Origin of the sequence: Shewanella sp. 6_MG-2023, from assembly GCF_030547195.1 — a bacterium.
GTDB lineage: Bacteria > Pseudomonadota > Gammaproteobacteria > Enterobacterales > Shewanellaceae > Shewanella.
Window position 1 is genome coordinate 174,060 of the sequence record NZ_JAUOQU010000002.1, and the last position, 19,693, is coordinate 193,752.

The 19,693-nt window shown below is 40.1% G+C and carries 15 protein-coding genes; 10 read left to right on the forward strand and 5 right to left on the reverse strand.

What is annotated here, in order from left to right; all coding sequences use genetic code 11:
- Positions 1-49 precede the first annotated feature (49 nt).
- From Q4533_RS01990 to dinG, 5 genes are read right to left on the reverse strand one after another with little or no spacing between them, the layout of a single operon-like run.
- A complete protein-coding gene (locus Q4533_RS01990; protein ID WP_102436092.1) occupies positions 50-955 on the reverse strand; it encodes a histone deacetylase in 906 nt (301 codons plus the stop codon).
- On the reverse strand, positions 955-1,683 hold the full coding sequence (locus Q4533_RS01995; protein WP_303501644.1) for a DUF2057 domain-containing protein: 729 nt from the start codon (positions 1,681-1,683) through the stop codon (positions 955-957). Before Q4533_RS01995 ends, Q4533_RS01990 begins: the two co-directional genes overlap by 1 nt.
- Before the next feature lie 9 nt (positions 1,684-1,692).
- Entirely contained in the window at positions 1,693-2,358 is a 666-nt protein-coding gene (locus tag Q4533_RS02000) for a primosomal replication protein (RefSeq protein ID WP_102436088.1), read from the reverse strand.
- Positions 2,355-3,128 carry a TSUP family transporter gene (locus tag Q4533_RS02005; RefSeq protein WP_303501646.1) on the reverse strand — a complete coding sequence of 258 codons (774 nt, stop codon included), beginning with the start codon at positions 3,126-3,128 and terminating at the stop codon, positions 2,355-2,357. Before Q4533_RS02005 ends, Q4533_RS02000 begins: the two co-directional genes overlap by 4 nt.
- An 8-nt stretch (positions 3,129-3,136) precedes the next feature.
- On the reverse strand, positions 3,137-5,212 hold the full coding sequence (gene dinG, locus Q4533_RS02010; RefSeq protein WP_102436084.1) for an ATP-dependent DNA helicase DinG: 2,076 nt from the start codon (positions 5,210-5,212) through the stop codon (positions 3,137-3,139).
- A 108-nt stretch (positions 5,213-5,320) separates the two neighbouring features.
- Here dinG and Q4533_RS02015 point away from each other — a divergent pair, with 108 nt between their 5' ends.
- The 10 genes from Q4533_RS02015 (at position 5,321) to Q4533_RS02060 (ending at position 19,682) form a co-directional block, all read left to right on the forward strand.
- On the forward strand, positions 5,321-7,711 hold the full coding sequence (locus Q4533_RS02015) for a DNA polymerase II (RefSeq protein WP_303501648.1): 2,391 nt from the start codon (positions 5,321-5,323) through the stop codon (positions 7,709-7,711).
- A gap of 225 nt (positions 7,712-7,936) precedes the next feature.
- Positions 7,937-9,121 (forward strand): porin, encoded by a 1,185-nt coding sequence (locus Q4533_RS02020; protein ID WP_303501649.1) that lies wholly within the window; start codon positions 7,937-7,939, stop codon positions 9,119-9,121.
- Positions 9,122-9,570: 449 nt separating this feature from the next.
- Complete coding sequence (locus Q4533_RS02025) at positions 9,571-12,339, forward strand: TonB-dependent receptor (protein ID WP_303459900.1); 2,769 nt, start codon at positions 9,571-9,573, stop codon at positions 12,337-12,339.
- 358 nt (positions 12,340-12,697) lie between these two features.
- On the forward strand, positions 12,698-13,480 hold the full coding sequence (locus Q4533_RS02030; protein WP_102436074.1) for a DUF3450 domain-containing protein: 783 nt from the start codon (positions 12,698-12,700) through the stop codon (positions 13,478-13,480).
- A complete protein-coding gene (locus Q4533_RS02035) occupies positions 13,480-14,835 on the forward strand; it encodes a MotA/TolQ/ExbB proton channel family protein (RefSeq protein WP_102476363.1) in 1,356 nt (451 codons plus the stop codon). Before Q4533_RS02030 ends, Q4533_RS02035 begins: the two co-directional genes overlap by 1 nt.
- Positions 14,835-15,362: a MotA/TolQ/ExbB proton channel family protein gene (locus Q4533_RS02040; protein ID WP_076537019.1), complete on the forward strand. Its 528-nt coding sequence runs from the start codon at positions 14,835-14,837 to the stop codon at positions 15,360-15,362. The genes Q4533_RS02035 and Q4533_RS02040 overlap by 1 nt, the downstream gene beginning before the upstream one ends.
- Before the next feature lie 14 nt (positions 15,363-15,376).
- Positions 15,377-15,781, forward strand: coding sequence for a biopolymer transporter ExbD (locus Q4533_RS02045; RefSeq protein WP_076537018.1), 405 nt, complete (start codon positions 15,377-15,379; stop codon positions 15,779-15,781).
- Between the two features lies 1 nt (position 15,782).
- Positions 15,783-16,403: an energy transducer TonB gene (locus tag Q4533_RS02050; protein ID WP_076537016.1), complete on the forward strand. Its 621-nt coding sequence runs from the start codon at positions 15,783-15,785 to the stop codon at positions 16,401-16,403.
- On the forward strand, positions 16,403-17,653 hold the full coding sequence (locus Q4533_RS02055) for a tetratricopeptide repeat protein (protein ID WP_303501650.1): 1,251 nt from the start codon (positions 16,403-16,405) through the stop codon (positions 17,651-17,653). Before Q4533_RS02050 ends, Q4533_RS02055 begins: the two co-directional genes overlap by 1 nt.
- 202 nt (positions 17,654-17,855) lie before the next feature.
- Complete coding sequence (locus Q4533_RS02060) at positions 17,856-19,682, forward strand: DUF885 family protein (RefSeq protein WP_303501702.1); 1,827 nt, start codon at positions 17,856-17,858, stop codon at positions 19,680-19,682.
- The last annotated feature ends 11 nt before the right edge of the window (positions 19,683-19,693 follow it).

Sequence of the window (19,693 nt, forward strand, 5' to 3'; positions counted from 1 at the left end):
CTCCCTATAGAATGAAATTTAACTTGTTTATCTGATTATCATTAGTGTGCTACCAGATTGCCTTGGCTGCAATAAAAAGTTGGCTATGTCTTTGAGTTAGTGCTTGCTCGTTGCGGCTGTAACCGCCTCCGATCACCGCTGCAATCGGGATTTCTGCCTGCTTAGCTTGCTGTAAAATAAATGTATCTCGGGCCAATATGCCTTTGGTTGATATGTCTAAATAGCCTAAATCATCATCTTGGTGAATATCAACGCCGGCATCGTAAAGGATAAGATCTGGCTGATGGATGCTTATGAGGTATGGGATCACTTGTTTGATAACCGATAAGTATTCATCGTCGAGAGTGTGTTTATCAAATTCTATATCGTGATGGGAGCGTTGCTTTCTAAATGGGAAGTTTTTTTGGCAATGAAGCGAGCAAGTTATTATGTTGTCTTGGGTTTGAGACAATGCCGCAGTGCCATCGCCTTGATGTACGTCACAATCGATAATAAGCACTTTCGTGGCTTTTTGCTTAATAAGCATTTGCTTGGCTGCAATCATTAAATCGTTAAAGACACAGAAACCACTGCCAAAGTCATAATGAGCATGATGATAGCCACCACTTAAATGTAGGGCAATACCATGGTCAATTGCCAAATTAGCGCTTAGCACTGTGCCATTGACCGCGTGAAGGGTGCGGTTAACTAGTGATTCGCTCCAAGGAAAACCGATACGGCGCAGCACTTTATTAGTAAGGGTGTTATTGATAAAGCCATCAACATAGTCACTTTGATGGGTTTGTTTTAACACTTTAATATCGATGGGGCTTGGCTGATGAAAATCTTGCGGGATAGCGAGACCTTGTTCAAGTAAATATTGCTGTAAACGTTGATATTTACTGGTAGGAAACCGATGCTTTTTAGGTAACGCCAGCTTGGAGTAGCTGGCGTGATAAACGAGTGGAATAGTCATTAAAGCTGTTTAATAGCCCAACTCATGAACTCTTTGCGTGTTTGCTCATCAGCTTGTAACCACCAATATTGCAGCATTTGCTCAGGATGAGTTGCCGCTTTATCTGTTACAGCCGATGTCGTTGTGGAAGCTGTCGCAGTTTGAGTCACAGGTGTGCTAGCAACTACTGCGGTCGAGGTCACGGCCGCTGTTGTGGCAGTTGCAGTGTTTACTGCGGCTGGAGCGACATTGCTACTGGTTGCAGAAGCTGCTAATGCGTCAATATCATCACCTTTATTACTGCCAAATAACCCGCCTAAAAATGAACCTTCTTCAAAATCGGTTTGGGTAATTGTGTAATCGACTTTGCCATTATCTTGGCGTGAGATAATCACTTGGGGATCTTTAGCAAAGCTTTTAGGGCGTTTTACAAATTCTCCGTCTGCGGGCTTAAGAAAATACTCATGATCGCCATCGACTATAATAGTGACAATAAAAGGCGCTGATTTTATAAAGCTTTGGCTATCGCTGAAGTCATCTTCAATCATATCGTGGTAACGGATGGCTATTTTATGGGAGCCATTACTAAGGTCTAGATCTGATTTATGGGTAAACTTATTGGTATCAATTTCTTTGCCATCCAATGCTAAATACTCAAACGACATTGGAATGGTTAAATTTGCCGCTAAAGCTGATGTTGATGTAGCTAAAGCAAGTAAAGTGGCACTTAGCGTTCGGGTAAAATTCATTGTTGCTCCTTAACGATTTAAATTTCTATTAGGTCGTTCAAACATCTGGATTCTTTCCTCTATATAACTAATTGCTTGACGACATTTTCCTAAGCGTCGATGTAGAGAGAGAATTTCATTTTGTAATCTGATTTTGTCAGTACTATGACAGTTTGCAAGTGCAGATTCCATTTCTGCTATTTTTTGTTCAAAGGTTGTAGCCCAATTCAAATGTTTGTTCAGCTCTTGATAAATTTGGTGGCTGTTTTTCATTACATTACTGGCTATCCAGCCAAAGCCACTGTCTGAATGTTGTTGCTGTTGTTTTTTTGCATAGCGTGCACGGCTATTGTCACGTTTTTGCTTTTCAGTATTCACATTCAGGTTGGTGGTCACTAAGGCTCGTCTTAATGCGGTAAAGCGATCTTGAATGCGCTGGCAGCTAAGCTCAATGATTCTGACATCAAGTTTGAAAGAAAGTTGCTTTTCTAATTGCTGAATGTCTTTTTTTAATTGGGCAATACAAGGGCTTAATTGGGCACCTTGTTGAATAAATAATTGTGAATTAAATCGTTCAATATCTTGCAGCATTTTCTTTTGTTGCGCAGGTAATTGCTGATCGTGATGTAAGGCATCTTGTTCTAATGAACTGAGCTGCTGTTTTAATTGGTAAATGAGTTGGTTGGTGTTTCTCATAGCCAAGCCGTCCAAGCTAAATGTGCTGCAATGGATAATACAGTAATGATAAATAGCGGTTTGATAAAGGGAATACCAAATCTTATAGCAGATTTAGCCCCAATAAATGATCCCGCCATCATACAAACACCGATCCACAAACCTAATATCCAATCCACTTCGCCTAATAAGGCAAAAATGACTAATGCGGTAACATTACTCACTGAGGTCATTAGCCTTGCTAAGGCGCAGCTGTTTAATAATGGCAGCTTATGCAGCCTGATGCTGGATACTGTCCAAAATGCGCCAATACCGGGGCCTGCAAAACCATCATAAGCACCTAAGGACATTCCTTGCACTATTTGTTTGTTTTGAGATGGCAACCCGGTGGGTTGATTGATGATAGTTTCGCCCATCGCTTTGGGACTTATAAGGGTGTAGATTGCAATCCCGATAATGATCAGCGGTAAGATTTTTTCGAGCCAAGCAGCATCAATAAAATAAACTAAAAAACTGCCGATGATGGCACCTATAAAGGTCGTCAAAAATGCAGCCCACCAGAAGGAAGGTTTAATGAGTTGTTGTTTGTAGTAGGTATAACCTGCAGTAATAGAGCCGAAACAGGCTGCGAGCTTATTGGTACCCAATGCTAAATGGGGTGGAACGCCCATCGTTAGCAGTGCAGGTATAGAAAGCAAACCGCCACCGCCAACAACGGCATCTATAAAACCTGCAACAACACCAATTATCGCCAGAATGACCCAATGACTAGGGTCTAACAAAAATTCCAAAAAAATACCTATTCAATAACTTTACGAAATGGCGGTAGGGCATCGAGTAACGATTTACCGTAACGCTTGGTAATTAGGCGGCGGTCTAAAATAGTCACTCGGCCATAATCGTCTTCTTTGCGCAGTAATCTACCACAACTTTGGATTAATTTACGTGACGCATCTGGAATGGTTAATTGTAGGAAAGGGTTGCCACCTTTGCTTTTTATATATTCCGCATGTGCTTGTTCAACTGGTGATGTCGGCACTGCAAAGGGCAGTTTGGTGACAATCAGGTTGGTAAGGTAATCCCCAGGTAAATCTAATCCTTCTGAAAAACTGCCTGTGCCAAAGATAATACTGGCTTTTCCGGCATCACAACGGGCTTTATGTTGAGTTAGCACCTGTTGTCTTGGCATAGTTCCTTGAACAAATAACTGCTCTTTAGGCATTTTACCAATAATTTGATCTGTCACCTTTTCCATTTGCCAATAAGAGGCAAACAGCACCAATGTTGCCATTTCATCTTCAACTAATGCCAATATCTGCTCTGCAAGCTCATCGGTAAAGGCTTCATCTGTAGGCTCATTCTTCATTTGAGGAATAAATAATGTGGCATTATTTTGATAATCAAATGGCGATAGTAACGCCAAAAAGCGGCTGCCATCATTTAATGATAACCCGACTTGATGGGCAAAATGATTAAAATTATTCAGCGCCCGCAGTGTTGCGCTGCACAATACAACACCTGCGGCTTTTTGCCACAGCATAGATTCGAGCATGAAACCCACTTCAATAGGAGACGCACAAAATAAATAATCCTGTTGTTTACCTGTGATCAGTTCAGCCCAGCGCGCCATGGGCGCACCTTTTTTTGAGTCTTCTTTAGCGAGCATTTTCCATAATTTATGCAAGTTTTCTAAACGCTGGGAAATAAAGCCTGCTTCTGAAAGCACTGTTTCTGATTGATGTTTAGGTAACTCACCATCTTTTATCGCTTCACTTAAAACGGTTTGAATTTTATTAAATTGCTTTAATGCAGAATTCGATGCTGAAGCTAAGTTTTCGGCCTGTATGAGTAATGACTCTGGTAATTTGCCATTTTCAAATCTTAAACGGGTTTCTGGGTTGGCAAAGAGCTGCGGCTGGGTATCACAAAAATGTGCCACTTGATTAAGCTGGCTAACCAGCTCATTAATGTGATCTAGCATCGCTTGCACTGGTGCAATAATATGAGTGGTTTTTAATTGGTTTTGTAATTTAGAGCAGGTTTTACCTGCCTTTTCTAGCCAATCAGCTGTGCCGCGAAGACTTGCTTGGGCGCTGGAGAAATCTCTGGCAACTGTTGGCAGATGATGCGCCTCATCGATGACATAAAACATCTCTTCAGGCTCTGGTAAAATAACGCCGCCGCCCAGTTCTAAGTCGGCAAATAACAAACTGTGGTTAACAATGAGTACGTCCCAGGTTTCGACATCTTCACGGGCTTTATGAAAAGGGCAGTTATGATGATTGGATAACTGACGATGGCAGCTGTGTTTATCACAGCATATTTGCTGCCATAAAAAGTCAGGAACAGGTTGCTCTAAAGTGTCGATTTCACCGTTCCACTTTTTATCTTGGTAATCTTTATGGATTTTTTTGAGTTGGTCAATCTGGCTTTGATCAGGCTTTGTCTGCCACATCGCCATTTGTGAGGTGTCTTCGGGGCCGATCATGGCTTCAAGCTTTGCTAAGCAAACATAACGCTGACGGCCTTTGACTAAACCAAATTTAAAGTCTACCCCAGACTGTTGCAAAAAGAAGGGTAAATCTTTATGCAGTAATTGCTCTTGTAATGCTACGGTTGCCGTTGCTATACAGACTTTTTTCTTGCTGGCAATGGCTAACGGAATCGTGCCAAGAATATAGGATAAGGATTTACCAATACCGGTGCCGGCTTCACAAACCATAATGCGACGGTGTTTGTCATATTCACCGGCCAGTGTTTTAGATATTTCAGCCACCATATAGTTTTGCTCACGGCGAGAGCGAAAATTTGGCATTGCCGCCGCGATATCTTTATAGATAGTGCGGATCTGACTTTTGACTTTATCCGTTAACATGAGTGACCTATTCGCATTCTTTGCTTACTGTTTATGTGTTCGCTGTTATATGCTGTACATAATAACAGTGAATTGAACTGCACGAAATATTTAATCGAGCCAAAAACTATGACAGTAAGCGTAAATAAGGTGACTTCTATCAAAGGGCGAGTGTTGACGCGGCATTCAGCTTTTCGTGATGGTCGACTTATATTGCAATATTATTTAAAAACGAGATCTGGCCCTGTGCTGATAGAAGTGGACGGGGCTGAAGTAGTGTGTTTTTGCCGTCAAATAGATATACCAAAACTCGCAGGACATATTCATCAAGGTTGCAGAATCGAAACTATCGCGCTTAAAAACTTTAATCACCAAGCTATCGCCTGTATTTATTTAAAGTCAGCCAGTGTACAAAGGCAGTTATTGCGGATTGCCAATGATATGGGGATTGAGATTTATGAGGCAGATATTAGGGCAGAGCAGCGATATTTGATAGAACGCTTTATTGCCTTTGATGTTGAGTTTATCGGGCAATCTAGTTTAGAGGCTGATTTATGTAACAGTCAGAATACCAGCTTAAGTCAATTGCCGGTGTACCAAGCTGTAAAAGCAAGAAAAAGCGATAATGACATCTCGCTTTCTATGATTTCGTTGGATTTCGAATGTAGCCCTAGCGGCGAGTTATATTCAGTTGGCTTATATGGGCAAGATTATCAATTAGTCATTATGGTGGGACAGCCTCAAGAGTCAGAGCACTATATTCAGTGGGTGGTTACCGAAGTTGAGCTTATTAAGCGATTAATTGTTTGGTTTGCCGAATATGATCCTGATGTCATTATTGGCTGGGCGGTCGTCACTTTTGATTTGTCACTATTGTTTAAACGTTGTCAGTTACATTCGATACCGTTAACCATTGGTCGTGGGGCGACGGTATTAAGCTGGAAGGTTGAAGATAAGCATCGCCCTGAAACCTTATCCTTGCCTGGCCGAGTGGTATTAGATGGCATCGATTGGATTAAAGCGGCTTTTTATCATTTTGAACGCTATTCATTAGAGCATGTGTCGCAACAATTACTAAATGAAGGCAAGGCTATTGATCATGTAGATAATCGTGGCCAAGAAATTTGTCATTTGTTTGCCCATGATAAACCCGCGTTGGCGTTTTATAATATTACCGATTGCCGCCTAGTATGGGATATTTTTGATAAAACCCAGTTGCTGGCTTTTGCCATTGAACGGGCCAAACTAACCGGCTTAGAATTTGGCCGCGTTGGCGCATCTGTTGCTGCTTTTAATAATTTATACCTACCGCACTTACATCGAAGCGGTTTTGTTGCCCCTGCTCACCCAGCTAGTGATGGACTTGAATCTCCTGGTGGCTATGTGATGGATTCTATCCCGGGTTTTTACAAAGATGTTTTAGTGTTGGACTTTAAAAGCCTTTATCCATCAATTATTAGAACGTTTTTGATTGATCCCAAAGGCTTGGTGGTGGGCGAACAGCAGCCTGACGAAGTGACTGTGCCGGGTTTTCTCAATGCAAGATTTAGCAGAGACAACCCCATATTGCCAGAGCTAATAACAACACTCGCGCAGCAGCGTGAGCAAGCCAAACAACTTAACAACCAACCTCTGTCCCAAGCCATTAAAATAATCATGAACTCTTTATATGGCGTATTGGGCTCTAGAGGCTGTGTGTTCCATGATGCCAAGCTTGCAAGCTCGATTACCATGCGTGGCCATCAAATCATGAAGCAAACCAAAGCTTGGATTGAAGAGTTGGGTTATAAGGTGATTTATGGTGATACCGACTCTACCTTTGTGTGGTTAGGAGAAAAGCATCAAATAGACGATATTAGTGAGTTAGGTCATATGCTGGCACAGGAAATTACCCAAAAATGGGCCGATTTTTGTGCTACCAAGTTTCAGTTAAAAAGTTATTTGGAACTTGAATTTGAAAGTCACTTTAATCAATTTGTCATGCCGACATTAAGAGGCTCAGATGCTGGCAGTAAAAAACGCTATGTAGGGGCAACCACTGACAAGGAGGGACAATTAGCACTGACCTTTAAAGGCATGGAGCAAGTCAGAAGTGATTGGAGCCCTTTAGCCAGAAGAATGCAATATCATTTATACTTGTTATTATTTAGCCAAGGGGACGTTAGAGGCTACTTGTTAAAGCAAATTAAGGAGCTTCAAAATGGCTCATTTGATGATGAACTAATTTTTAGAAAACGCCTAAAGCGTAACATTGAAGATTATACGGCTAAATCTTCACCACATGTGAAAGCCGCAACGCGTCTATGTCAAATAACAGGTAATTCGGAGCTTGGTAAAAGAGGCACCATGATCGCTTACAGGATGACTCTGAATGGTGCGCAACCTATAGAAGCAACCAATGAATCAATTGATTACCAATATTACCTTGATAAACAAATCGAGCCCATTGCAGAACCAGTATTAGGGCTCAAAGGTGACAGTTTTGATAGTCTTGTGAGCAATCAGATGTTGTTACTTTAATGTTGCTGGCTGTGTAATTTATGGTGATACGTTATCATTTTTATGTCTTTTGGTAGTGGTTTGTGCTTTGCAATGTGCTTATTTAGTTTATTATGATATTTAATCGATTTATCTCTTTGTTTCATGCTAATTCATCATGCTAGCCTTCAGTTAATGGAAAAATTCTATGCAAATAGATTATTTAAAATAATTAATGATGAAAATGAAATGGGAAGGTTTAGCTCGATGAAAAAGACTTTAATCGCATCAACACTTGCAGCAGTTATGTTTGTACCAACAGCTTCTGCTATCGAAATCTATAAAGATGAGAAAAACTCTGTTGCTATTGGTGGTTTCATCGATGCACGTATTTATAGTGGCCAAGGTGAAACTGAAATCGTCAATGGCGCATCACGTATTAACTTCGCCTTTGATCGTCAAATGAATGATGGTTGGGCAACCTTTGCTAAATTCGAGTGGGGTGTTAACCCATTCGGTAACAGTGAAATCGTTTATAGTGCTGGTAGTCAATTTGAATCACAAAGCGATGACTTTCTAAATAACCGTTTAGGTTACGTTGGCGTATCAAATGATACTTACGGCTCAATCAGCCTAGGTAAGCAATGGGGTGTTTGGTACGACGTTGTTGCCGGAACAAACTACCCTATCGTATGGGATGGTAATGCTGCAGGTGTATACACATACAATAAAGCTGATGGCGCTATTAACGGTGTAGGCCGTGGTGATAAAACCATTCAATACCGTAACTCGTTTGATAAATTCAGTTTTGGTGCGCAAGTACAGTTAAAGCAAAATGAATTCGTTATTTACGAAGATGAGAACGTAGATGGTTTTTCTGATGCACCAAGTATTAGTGATGAAGAGTCACTAGGTACTGTAGAATACGGTAATACCTTCGGTTTATCGGCTATGTATCAATTCACTGATGAATTATCTGTTGGTATTGGTTACAACACGGGTAAATTTGAAGGTGAATTAGAGAACGGCACCCGCATTGAAGAGCGTGATGAAATTTACGGCTTAAGCGTAACTTATGGTAACTGGGATGCAGAAGGTATTTATTTCTCTGCTAACTACAATGAAAATAAATTTCATGACACAGATAACATTGGCCGTATGATCGAAAGTTCTAAAGGTGTTGAGTCATTAGTATCATATCGTTTTGACAACAACATCCGTGTTTTCTTAGCATACAACATGCTAGATGCTGATAACGTATTAGGCGCTGATGAAGGCGAAGTATTTAAGCGTCAATTCACTACAGCAGGTATTCATTATATCTGGGATACAAACACCATCCTTTATTTTGAAGGTCGTATCGACAGCAGTGATTTCCGCGGAACAAACGAAGACAAAATGAAGATCAGTGAAGATGATGGCATTGGCTTCGGTATTCGTTACATTTTATAAAATTAAAATTTAACAACTACCCATTAAAACACTCCGAAAGGGGTGTTTTTTTTGCTTTAAAATTCATAGCGACCGTCTGCTTGTTAATTAATTGTAAGTCTCGAAGGTCATTTGACCACATATCTATTTATTGTTGTGGGTATAAAATAGCCGATCGGAACAATTCTGCAACATTTTAAATTGTTATTTGTTATTTTTAAATGCTATTAAATACAGAGGCTTAAGGTGGCTGTGTAGTTTAATTCTCTATTTTTGTATGTTTTTGTGGACGAAATAACCATTCTAAACATGTTAACTGACCCGATATTAATGAAACATATGTTGAATTAATGTTTTATTTGTGATTTTATTGCATACGAAATGTGGTTGAGCGATGTTCAACTTCGTTAACCAACCTAAATTAATAAGGTTGGAACAATAAGAAAGACACAAGTCCAGGGAGATTGACAATGCATAAGAATTTATTAGCTAAATCAGTGCGTCTAGCAATGATTAGCGGTGCCGCTGCGGCAGCACTTAGTTCACCAGTAGCATTCGCTGCTGAAGAAGGCGAAAAAGTAGAACGTATTCAAGTAACAGGTTCTGCAATTAAACGCACAGACATGGAAGGTTCATTGCCCGTTACAGTGCTGACAGCAGAGGATATTGCACGCACAGGTGTAGACAATGTTGCTGATTTAATGCAGCAATTACCTGCAATGCAAGGCTTTACGACTACATCTGATTCAGTTGGTGGTAGTGGTGGCGGTACTAGTACTGCTTCGATACATGATCTTGGTGAAGCATATACGCTAGTGTTATTAAATGGACGCCGTATGGCGCCACGTGGTTCAGGAAGTACTATCGACTTGAACTCAATACCATTAAGTGCAATCGCACGCGTAGATGTGTTAACTGATGGTGCATCAGCATTATATGGTTCAGATGCTATTGCTGGCGTTGTAAATTTCGTATTAAAAGATAATGTAAACGAAACCACAATCACAGGTCGTTACTCACTACCTGAAGAAGACGGTGGTTCGGGCTGGAATGGTAGTATCACGACTGGTTTTGGTGATATTGACACTGATGGCTTTAACGTAATGTTATCGTATAGCCATGATAGCAAAGAGCAACTAAAAGCTACAGACCGTGACTTCGCAAAAACTGGCATGATTGAGTTTGAGAGCAAAGGTAAAGATTTATTTTTCTTTAACGGCTCACCAAATGCAATACCAGGAAATGGTCGTTTTTACTTTGCTGATGGTACAACTCAAGATTTTAACCCAAATCGCAATGAAACTGGTGTTTGTGCAGAAAATACATCATCTATTGGTGATTGGTGCTGGTTCGATTATACAACGACTATTGAAATTCAACCTGAGTCAGAGCGTGATAGTTTCTTATTAAAAGCTGATTTTGCAATTACCGATAATTTAACTGGTTTTGTAGAAGGTACTTATTCAGATTATTCAATGACAACTCGTATCGCACCATATCCATCTGGTGGCGTACTGATTTCAACAGACAGCCCGTTATTTGATCAATATTTTACTCCTAATTTACCTGCGGGTTACAATCCAGAGGATGTTGATTTTGGATTAGGTGTTTGGCGTGCATTGCCAGCAGGAAATCGTACAACTGAGTGGAACACTAAATCTACTCATCTTGTTGCTGGCTTAGAAGGCACTATTGGTGACAATATTGATTTTGACGCAGCTTATACATACTCAGTGAATGATACGGATCAAAACTACCCAACAGGTTGGTTAATTGAGTCTAAATTTGTTGATGCTGTAGAAAGTGGCGCAATTGATATCTTTGCTCCTGCAGGTACAGTAACTCAAGAAGAAGTAGATGCTGCAGGTATTGTTTACAGTGGTGATTGGTCTAATTCTAAGACAGTCATGAATGCTCTTGATTTTAAACTATCAATGCCAGTATTTGAAGTTAATGGTAATGATGCGTACTTTGCTGCAGGTGCAGATTATAGAACCTATGATTATGATTATTCGCTATCTGATGCAAACCAAGAATCTATCTTACTATTCTTAAGTGCTGATCAACCTTACTCTATGTCTAGAGAAGTATATGGTGCTTTTGCTGAATTAAATGTTCCATTAACAGATACATTCGATATCACCGGTTCTTTACGTTATGACAACATTGGTGCAGTAGATGATAATCTAAATGGCGGAACCATAAATGATAGCGATGATGATGTTACTTATAAGTTAAGCGGCCGCTGGCAAGCAACTGAAGACTTACTAATACGCGCATCTTATGGCACTGGCTTTAAAGCGCCATCAATGTTAGCAATCGGTCAACCACGTGCAGAAGCAGGTGTAACTGGTGGTAATTACCAATGTCCATTTGAAGGTACTGGAGATGCAAAAGAAGCTTGGTGTAAGCCTGGTTCTCAGCAATATAATGTATTTTCACAAGGCAACCCAGGTCTAAAATCTGAAACATCTTCTCAGTACTCTGCAGGCTTTGTATATGCTCCATCTAACCAATTTAGTTTTGGACTTGATTACTGGGCAGTTGAAATGGAAGATGTTGTTACTTCTTTAACTGAAGCACAGATTTTTGCTGAACCTGAAAAGTATTATGATTTATTTACTTATAAAACAAATACCGCAACAGGCATAGATGAGTTAGCTATTTTGCAAGCTAACGTGAACGTAGGTAAATCTAAAAACTCAGGTCTTGATTGGCATTTTAATAGTGCTACAGATCTTTCTTACGGTACAGTTCACTTTGGCTTGACCGGAACTTACACCATTGAAAGTGAGTATACTCGTCCAGGTACTACCGATGATTATATTTCAAGTTTAGGTAAGTTTGGTGATAATAATGCAGTAACATTCCGCGTCGTTAGTCAGTTACAAGCGGGATATGAGCATGATGATTTTTATCATAACTTTACCTTTAACTATCGTTCAGGCTATTTAGATCAATTTCAATCTAAAGAAGTCTGTAGCGTAACAGAAAATGATGCCTTTGGTGACTGTCAAGATGTACAACTATCAGTGGGCTCTTATACCAAACTTGATTATCAATCACGTTGGAATATCACCGATCACGCAAGCGTAGTATTTGGTATTAATAATTTATTAGATAAACAGCCATCACTGAGCTTACGTTCAGGCGGTGCAGGACATCAGGTAGGTTATGATCCACGTTATACTGACTCTTACGGTCGTACTTACTACTTATCTGGTTCATATGCATTTTAATTAATAGTTTTGGACACAAAATGCCTGTTACGTAAGTAACGGGCATTTTTTTATGCAATTGTTTAAGATTTACTCATTAAACTAAAATCAAATGTTCAATTAATACTCTTTCAAACAGATTCGCCTTGTTAACTCTCCTTTTCACTAGTTTTTGATGTCCTCAATTGTTGACACAGGTCAACATTTTGTGAAATGATGCGAGCGGGTCTATGCCTTAGCGGGTATAGAATAGGGAAGAAAAAACTAACAATCACAAGAGAAAGATACACTTAGTGAGTGCAACATCGGTTAACAATAAAATCGCAGTTGTTACTTTCGAGTTAAAGCTTTCTAATTCACTATAAATTGGTTGGGAACTATGTCCAAGGTAAGCAATAGAACAAAAATCGCTACTGCACTTGTTGGCGCGCTTGCATTAGCTAGCAGCAACTTCGTGATTGCAGATCCTCTAAGTGACGTACAAAAAGCAGACGGCAAAATTCATGCTGATGCTGCTGCGTCGCAAAACAAAGTTGATAAGTATTTTGATCAAGCACAAGACATGCTTTTTGAGTATGGCTCAGTTGCTGACGAACGCGAATCTTTAAAATCATACAATGACTATGTTGCCGGATTGGTTGCAGACCAACAGGCGACAATGAAACTTATCCAAGACGATATCGACGGTGTTGATGCTCTTAGACAAGGTGTTGTTCCTTTAATGTTTAAAATGGTAGACGCTTTAGAGCAATTTATCGCTTTAGACTTACCATTTAACAAAGACGCTCGTGAAGCTCGTGTTCAACGCTTAAAAGATACATTAAATAGCGCTGAAGTAACACTTGCTGAAAAGTACCGCTTGATCTTAGATGCGTATAACATTGAACGTGAATATGGTTCTAAGTTAATTGCAGAAACTGGTCAATTACAAATTGATGGTAAAGAAATTCTAGTTGATTTCTTAAACTTCGGTCGTGTAAGCCTATACGCTCAAAGCCAAGACCAAAAGTCAGCTTGGATGTATAACGCAGAAACTAAAGGTTGGGATGTGTTAGAAGATAGCTATCTTCGTAACTTAAGCAAAGCTATTAAACAGGCTCGTGGTCAAGGTGCTCCTGATCTATTCGCCTTACCAATCCCTGCTGCGGAGGCTGCACAATAATGAAAAAGTTTATTACTACAGCAATCGTTGCTGCAACTCTGTCACTAACATCAGGTATGGTTAGCGCTGCAGATGCACCAAAAACGATTGAACAACTATTAAAGCAAGTTCAAACAGACCGTGCTAATGCGACTAAAACCAATAAGAAGCGTGAAGCAGAGTTCTTAAATGAGCGTGGCGATAAAGCTGCTCTTCTTAAACGTGAAAAATCAGCGCTTGCAGCTGAAAGACAACGTGGTAAAGATCTAGCGCAAGCATTTACTGATAACGAACGTAAAATCGCACAATTAGAAGAAGATCGTAAGATTGCTTCTGGTGACTTAGGCGAAATGTTCGGTGTTGTTAAAGGTGAAGCAGGTGACTTTGCTGGTAAGTTAGTTGGTTCTAACATTACTGCACAGTTCCCTGGCCGTGATGCATTTATTGCAGAACTTGGTGCTCGTAAAGAACTTCCAAAAATTAATGAGCTAGAACAATTCTGGGAAGCTCAACTTTTTGAAATGGTCGAATCTGGTAAAGTTGTTACTTTCGATGCTGATGTAACAGGTTTAGATGGCGGTGTTACTAATACTACAGTTACTCGTGTTGGTGCATATAACTTACTTGCTGATGGCAAATACGTTGTTTACAACGCTGACCTTGGTCTAATCCAAGAGCTTTCACAGCAACCAGGTAGTGCACAAGTATCAAGTGTTAAGTCATTTACAAGTGCGACTTCTGGCTATGAAAAGCTGTTTGTTGACCCTGCACGTGGTGTGTTACTAAGTGTATTCACTCAAAAAGCGACAATCGAAGAGCGTATTGAAGCGGGTGGACCAATTGGTTACATCATCATCGGTTTACTTGTTCTTGGTGCGCTAATTTCAATTGAGCGTTTAGTTACTCTTTATATTGTTGGTGCTAAAGTTAAAGCTCAACGTAAAGATACTGCAAACCCAGGTAATAACGCATTAGGTCGTGTACTTAAAGTTTATCAAGAAAACAAAGACGTTGATGTTGAAACGCTTGAACTTAAACTTGATGAAGCTATTTTGAAAGAAACGCCAGCTCTAGAAGCACGTATTTCAATCATTAAAGTTCTAGCAGCTATCGCGCCTATGATGGGTCTACTTGGTACAGTAACCGGTATGATTGCAACCTTCCAAACAATTCAATTGTTCGGTACTGGTGATCCACGTCTAATGGCAGGTGGTATCTCTATGGCATTGATGACAACGGTACAAGGTCTTGTTGCTGCACTTCCTCTAATGCTTATGCACGCAGTTGTTATCGCTCGTAGCAAGTCAGTAGTTCAAGTTCTTGAAGAACAAAGCGCTGGTATCATTGCAGAGCACGCTGAGAAGAGGGCTGACTAATGATGCTAATCCTGATGGATGTTTGGGACTCTGTCAGGGGCTTCATGGCCACCGGAGGAGATATCCTCTGGTTGGTAGCGGCAGTGCTATTTCTAATGTGGGTGTTAATGCTTGAGCGTTTTTGGTATATCAATTTAACTGCACCAAAAGAGCATAAAGCGATTATCAACGCATGGAATAATAGAGAGGATTCAACCTCTTGGTATGCACACCGTATCCGTGAAGCTTGGGTGTCCCAAGCTAAGCAAGATATGAATGCTCGTATGCTGCTTATCAAAACATTAGTAGCCATTTGTCCAATGATTGGTCTACTAGGTACCGTAACCGGAATGATAGCAGTGTTCGATGTGATGGCAGTTCATGGTACGAGTAACGCTCGTATGATGGCGGCTGGTATTTCAATGGCAACCATGCCGACAATGGCAGGAATGGTAGCAGCACTATCAGGTGTATTTTTTAGCACTCGATTAGATGCAAAATTGAAAATTAGTCTCGAAAAGCTAAAAGATAGCTTGCCACACCACTAGAGAGAGTATTGAAAATGGCACGTAAAAAGCATTTTAGTGTAGAAGAAGAAGCACAAGTAGATATGACTCCGATGCTCGACATCGTGTTTATCATGTTGATCTTCTTTATTGTGACGACTTCGTTCATTAAGCCATCAGGTCTTGATTATAAGAAACCTGAAGCTTCTACAGCGACACAACAAAAATCTGCAAACATCTTTATTGGTGTGAGTAAGACAGGCGTAATTAAGATGGAAAACCGTCAGGTTGACATCGAGCGTGTAACAGCGAACGTAGAGCGTATGTTAGCTGAAGCACCAGAAGCGGCTGTATTAATCGAAGCAGACCAAGAAGCAGAACATGGCCTTGTAGTTAAGGTTATGGACAACGTAAAGAAAGCGGGTATCGACAAAATCTCGATTTCAGCGGGGAAAGACTAATATGCTGAGAGCAATAGTATCACTCATAGTTGGTGCTGCTGTTACTTTCGCCCTGTTTGTCTTCATGGCCTTCTTGGTCGGTGGCGGCGCTAAACGCGCCGACACTTCAACTGATTCTCCTATTATTGAGATCAGTATGGATAAGCAGGATACGAAAGTGCAGGATAAGCCTAGGGTTAAACCTAAGCCACCAGCACCACCTGAGCAACCACCGAAACCGGATACTACTCCGCCAGATACGTCATCAGATATTGATACGAATATGGCATTTAACATGAGTGGTGTTGTCGCTGGCGGTGCTAGCACAGGTTTTAAACTTGGTAACATGATGACACGTGACGGTGATGCAACACCAATTGTACGTATTGATCCTCAATACCCAATTGCTGCAGCACGTGATGGTAAAGAAGGTTATGTACAACTTTCATTTACCATCAACGAATTAGGTGGCATCGAAGACGTTAAAGTTATTAAAGCAGAACCTAAACGTATTTTTGACCGCGAAGCAGTTCGTGCGTTAAAGAAATGGAAATACAAGCCTAAAATCATTGATGGTAAGGCTATGAAGGTTCCTGGTATGACTGTACAACTTGATTTCACATTGGATAAAGGAGGTAGATAATGCGTAAAGTAAATAAAATCGCTAGTGCGTTGCTACTAACTTTGTGTGGTAGTTCGCTACTCACAGTTTCAACTGCTCAAGCAGCTGAAAAATGTCCAATTGATGAACGTCAATCTCGTGCAGTTGGTGCTAGTGCTGGTAAGAAAGTTCAAAAAGCTTTCGAAGAATACACAGAAGGACGTTTGGACCAAGCAATTGAAATTTTGCTTGAAGTGAATACCAAAAATGATTTTGATGCAGCGTATATAGGACGAATGATCGGTTCTTTCTATGCTGAAAAAGGTCAAATGGCAACGTCAATCAAGTATTTAAAAACAGCAGTAGATGCTGACATTCTTGGTGGTACAGATCACGCAGCAACATTACGTTTGTATGCTGACTTATTACTACAAGAAAAGAAGTTTAAAGACGCTATTCCTTACTACTACAAGTGGATGGACTTTACTTGTAAAGTCGACCCTGTTGTATACCGTCGTATCGGTATTGCATACAGCGAACTTAAGCAGTGGGATAAAGTACTTGAAGTTGCCGATAAAGGACTTTCTCTAGTAGCGAAGCCTGATAAAGGCCTTTATCAAATGAAATTAACTGCATACTTCAATCAAAAGAAGTATAAAGAAGCGGTAAAGGTACTCGAAATTATGGTACCGCTGTTCCAAGACGATAAACGTTTATGGGTACAGTTAGCGCAATTTTATTTGATGACTGAAGATTATACCAAGTCATTAGCCACTTATGATTTAGCTTATAAAAATGGTTTTCTAGAGTCTGATGGTAACATTACTCGTCTAGCACAACTTATGTCGCAAAATGGTGCGCCGTATAACGCTGCTAAGCTTTATGAAAAACATATGAAATCTGGTTTGATTAAAGAGACTGAAAAGTCGATTAAAATCTTAGCTGGTTTCTACCATAATGCTAAAAACTTCAAGCAAGCAGCCAAATTATATGGTCAAGCTGCTGAGTTATCTGGTGATGCTGAGTTATACCTTAAACAAGGTAAAATTCTTGCTATCGCTGAAGAGCCTAAAGCTGCAATTCCTGTGTTTGAAAAAGCACTTGCAGCAGGTTTGGATGAGCCAGGTGAAGCTGAACTTGAGTTAACTTTAGCCCATTTAAGTTTGAAGCAATATAAGTCTGCTTATAAGCGCGCAAATCGTGCTGCTAAACACAGCAAAACGAAGCGCAGCGCTAACAGCTATATTTCTTATATCAAAGAAAAAGCGCGAATTAACAATATTACTTTGTAATCTGGTTAATTTGAAAAAAGCCCCTTTCAAGGGGCTTTTTTTTTGAGTCGTATTTTTAGGTATAAAGAGAATAGATTGTTATTCTCAGTTACAATTATTTGCTAACTAATAACAACTAATTGCGATACATTGTAAATAATAACTAAAAAGATAAATCATATTTTAAGGCCGCTAAATTTGTGGCTCTGACAGGGATCTGATGATGAAAAAAACATTACTGACCGTTGCTATTGCTTCTTTATTATCGCTTCAAGCATGCAGCGAGCAAACAAGTCCAAACAACTCAAGCACCGCAAGTCTACAAAGCGCGCAACAAAGTAGCCAGACAGCAGCACAAGCATATAATGCTTTAGCAGATGATTACTTTAAAGCACTGTTAGCATTAGAACCTATCTATGCAACCTATGTAGGGGTTAATGATTACAACGCTGAGTTTGGTGGTTCATTAACTGAGGCTTACCTAAAACAACGACATGAACTAAATAGTCAGTTTCTAAAACGAGCAAAATCAATTAATGCAAATGAACTTCCTGCAGATTTACAATTAAGCTTTGATATGTTCATGTATGACCGTCATATGGATCTTGTTGCCGAGTCGTATCCTGAGCATTTTATGCCAATGAATCAGTTTTACAGTACGGTTATCAGCATGATCCAATTGGGCAGTGGTGAAAGTGCCCAGCCTTTTAACACCGTTGAAGATTATAACAACTGGTTAGGTCGTCTTACAGGTTTTATCAATTGGATAGGCCTGGCTCAAGCAAGAATGGATGAGGGGATCGCCAGTAAAGTTGTGTTACCTAAAGTCTTGGTTGAACGTATTATCCCGCAGTTAGATGCTCAATTGGTTAAAGAGGCTAAGCAAAGCTTATTTTATGCACCAATTAATATCATGCCTGAAGACTTTAGTGAGCAAGATAAGACTCAATTAACAGCAGAGTACAGTAAGCTTATTCAATCTCAGTTAATTCCAGCTTTAACAGATTTAAGAAATTATTTTAAAGATAGTTATCTTTCCTACGCAAGAGCTTCTGATGGTTGGTGGGGATTACCTAATGGTAAAGAGTGGTATCAAACGCTAGCAAATAGTCATACCACCACTAAAATGCCGGTTGATGAAATTCATCAAATTGGTCTTTCAGAAGTAAAACGCATTTTAACTGAAATGGATACAGTACGTGAACAAGTTGGCTTTGAAGGTGATTTAAGCGCTTTCTTCGCATCACTTTCAAGTGATCCAGAATATTTCTTTAGTGAGCGCCAAGGCTTAATTGATGGCTATATGGCACTAAAAGATGACATCAATAAAGAGTTACCTAAATACTTTAACGTGATGCCAAAAGCTGATTATGTTGTTAAACCTGTTGAAAGCTTTAGAGAAAAATCAGCAGCAGGGGCTTCTTATCAATCTCCTGCGGTAGATGGCTCACGTCCTGGTGTGTTTTATATTAATACCTTTAATTTAAAAGCACAGCCTAAGTGGGGCATGACAACGCTTTCTTTACATGAAGCCGCGCCTGGGCATCACTTTCAAATTGCCATTAAACAAGAGTTAACCGGTATTCCTGAGTTCCAACGTTTCCAAGGTTATACTGCATTTGAAGAAGGCTGGGCATTATATGCTGAGTACTTAGGCATCGAAATGGGCTTATTCAGCGATCCTTATCAGTACTTTGGTAAGCTATCTGATGAAATGCTCCGTGCAATGCGGTTGGTGGTTGATACTGGCTTACATGCTAAAGGCTGGAGCCGTGAGCAAGCTATTCAGTATATGAAGGACAACTCGCCAATGGCAGAGTCTGACATTATTGCGGAAGTAGAACGTTATATGGCTATCCCTGGTCAGGCGTTATCTTACAAAATTGGTCAGCTGACTATTTTAAGATTACGTGCTGATGCTGAAGCCCAGCTTAGTGATAAATTTGATCTTAAGGGCTTTCATGATCAAATTTTAACAACCGGTTCGTTACCTATGGCAGTCATGGAGAAAAAAATTGCCCGCTGGATTGAATCCGAATTGGCAAAATAACCAATAACTGA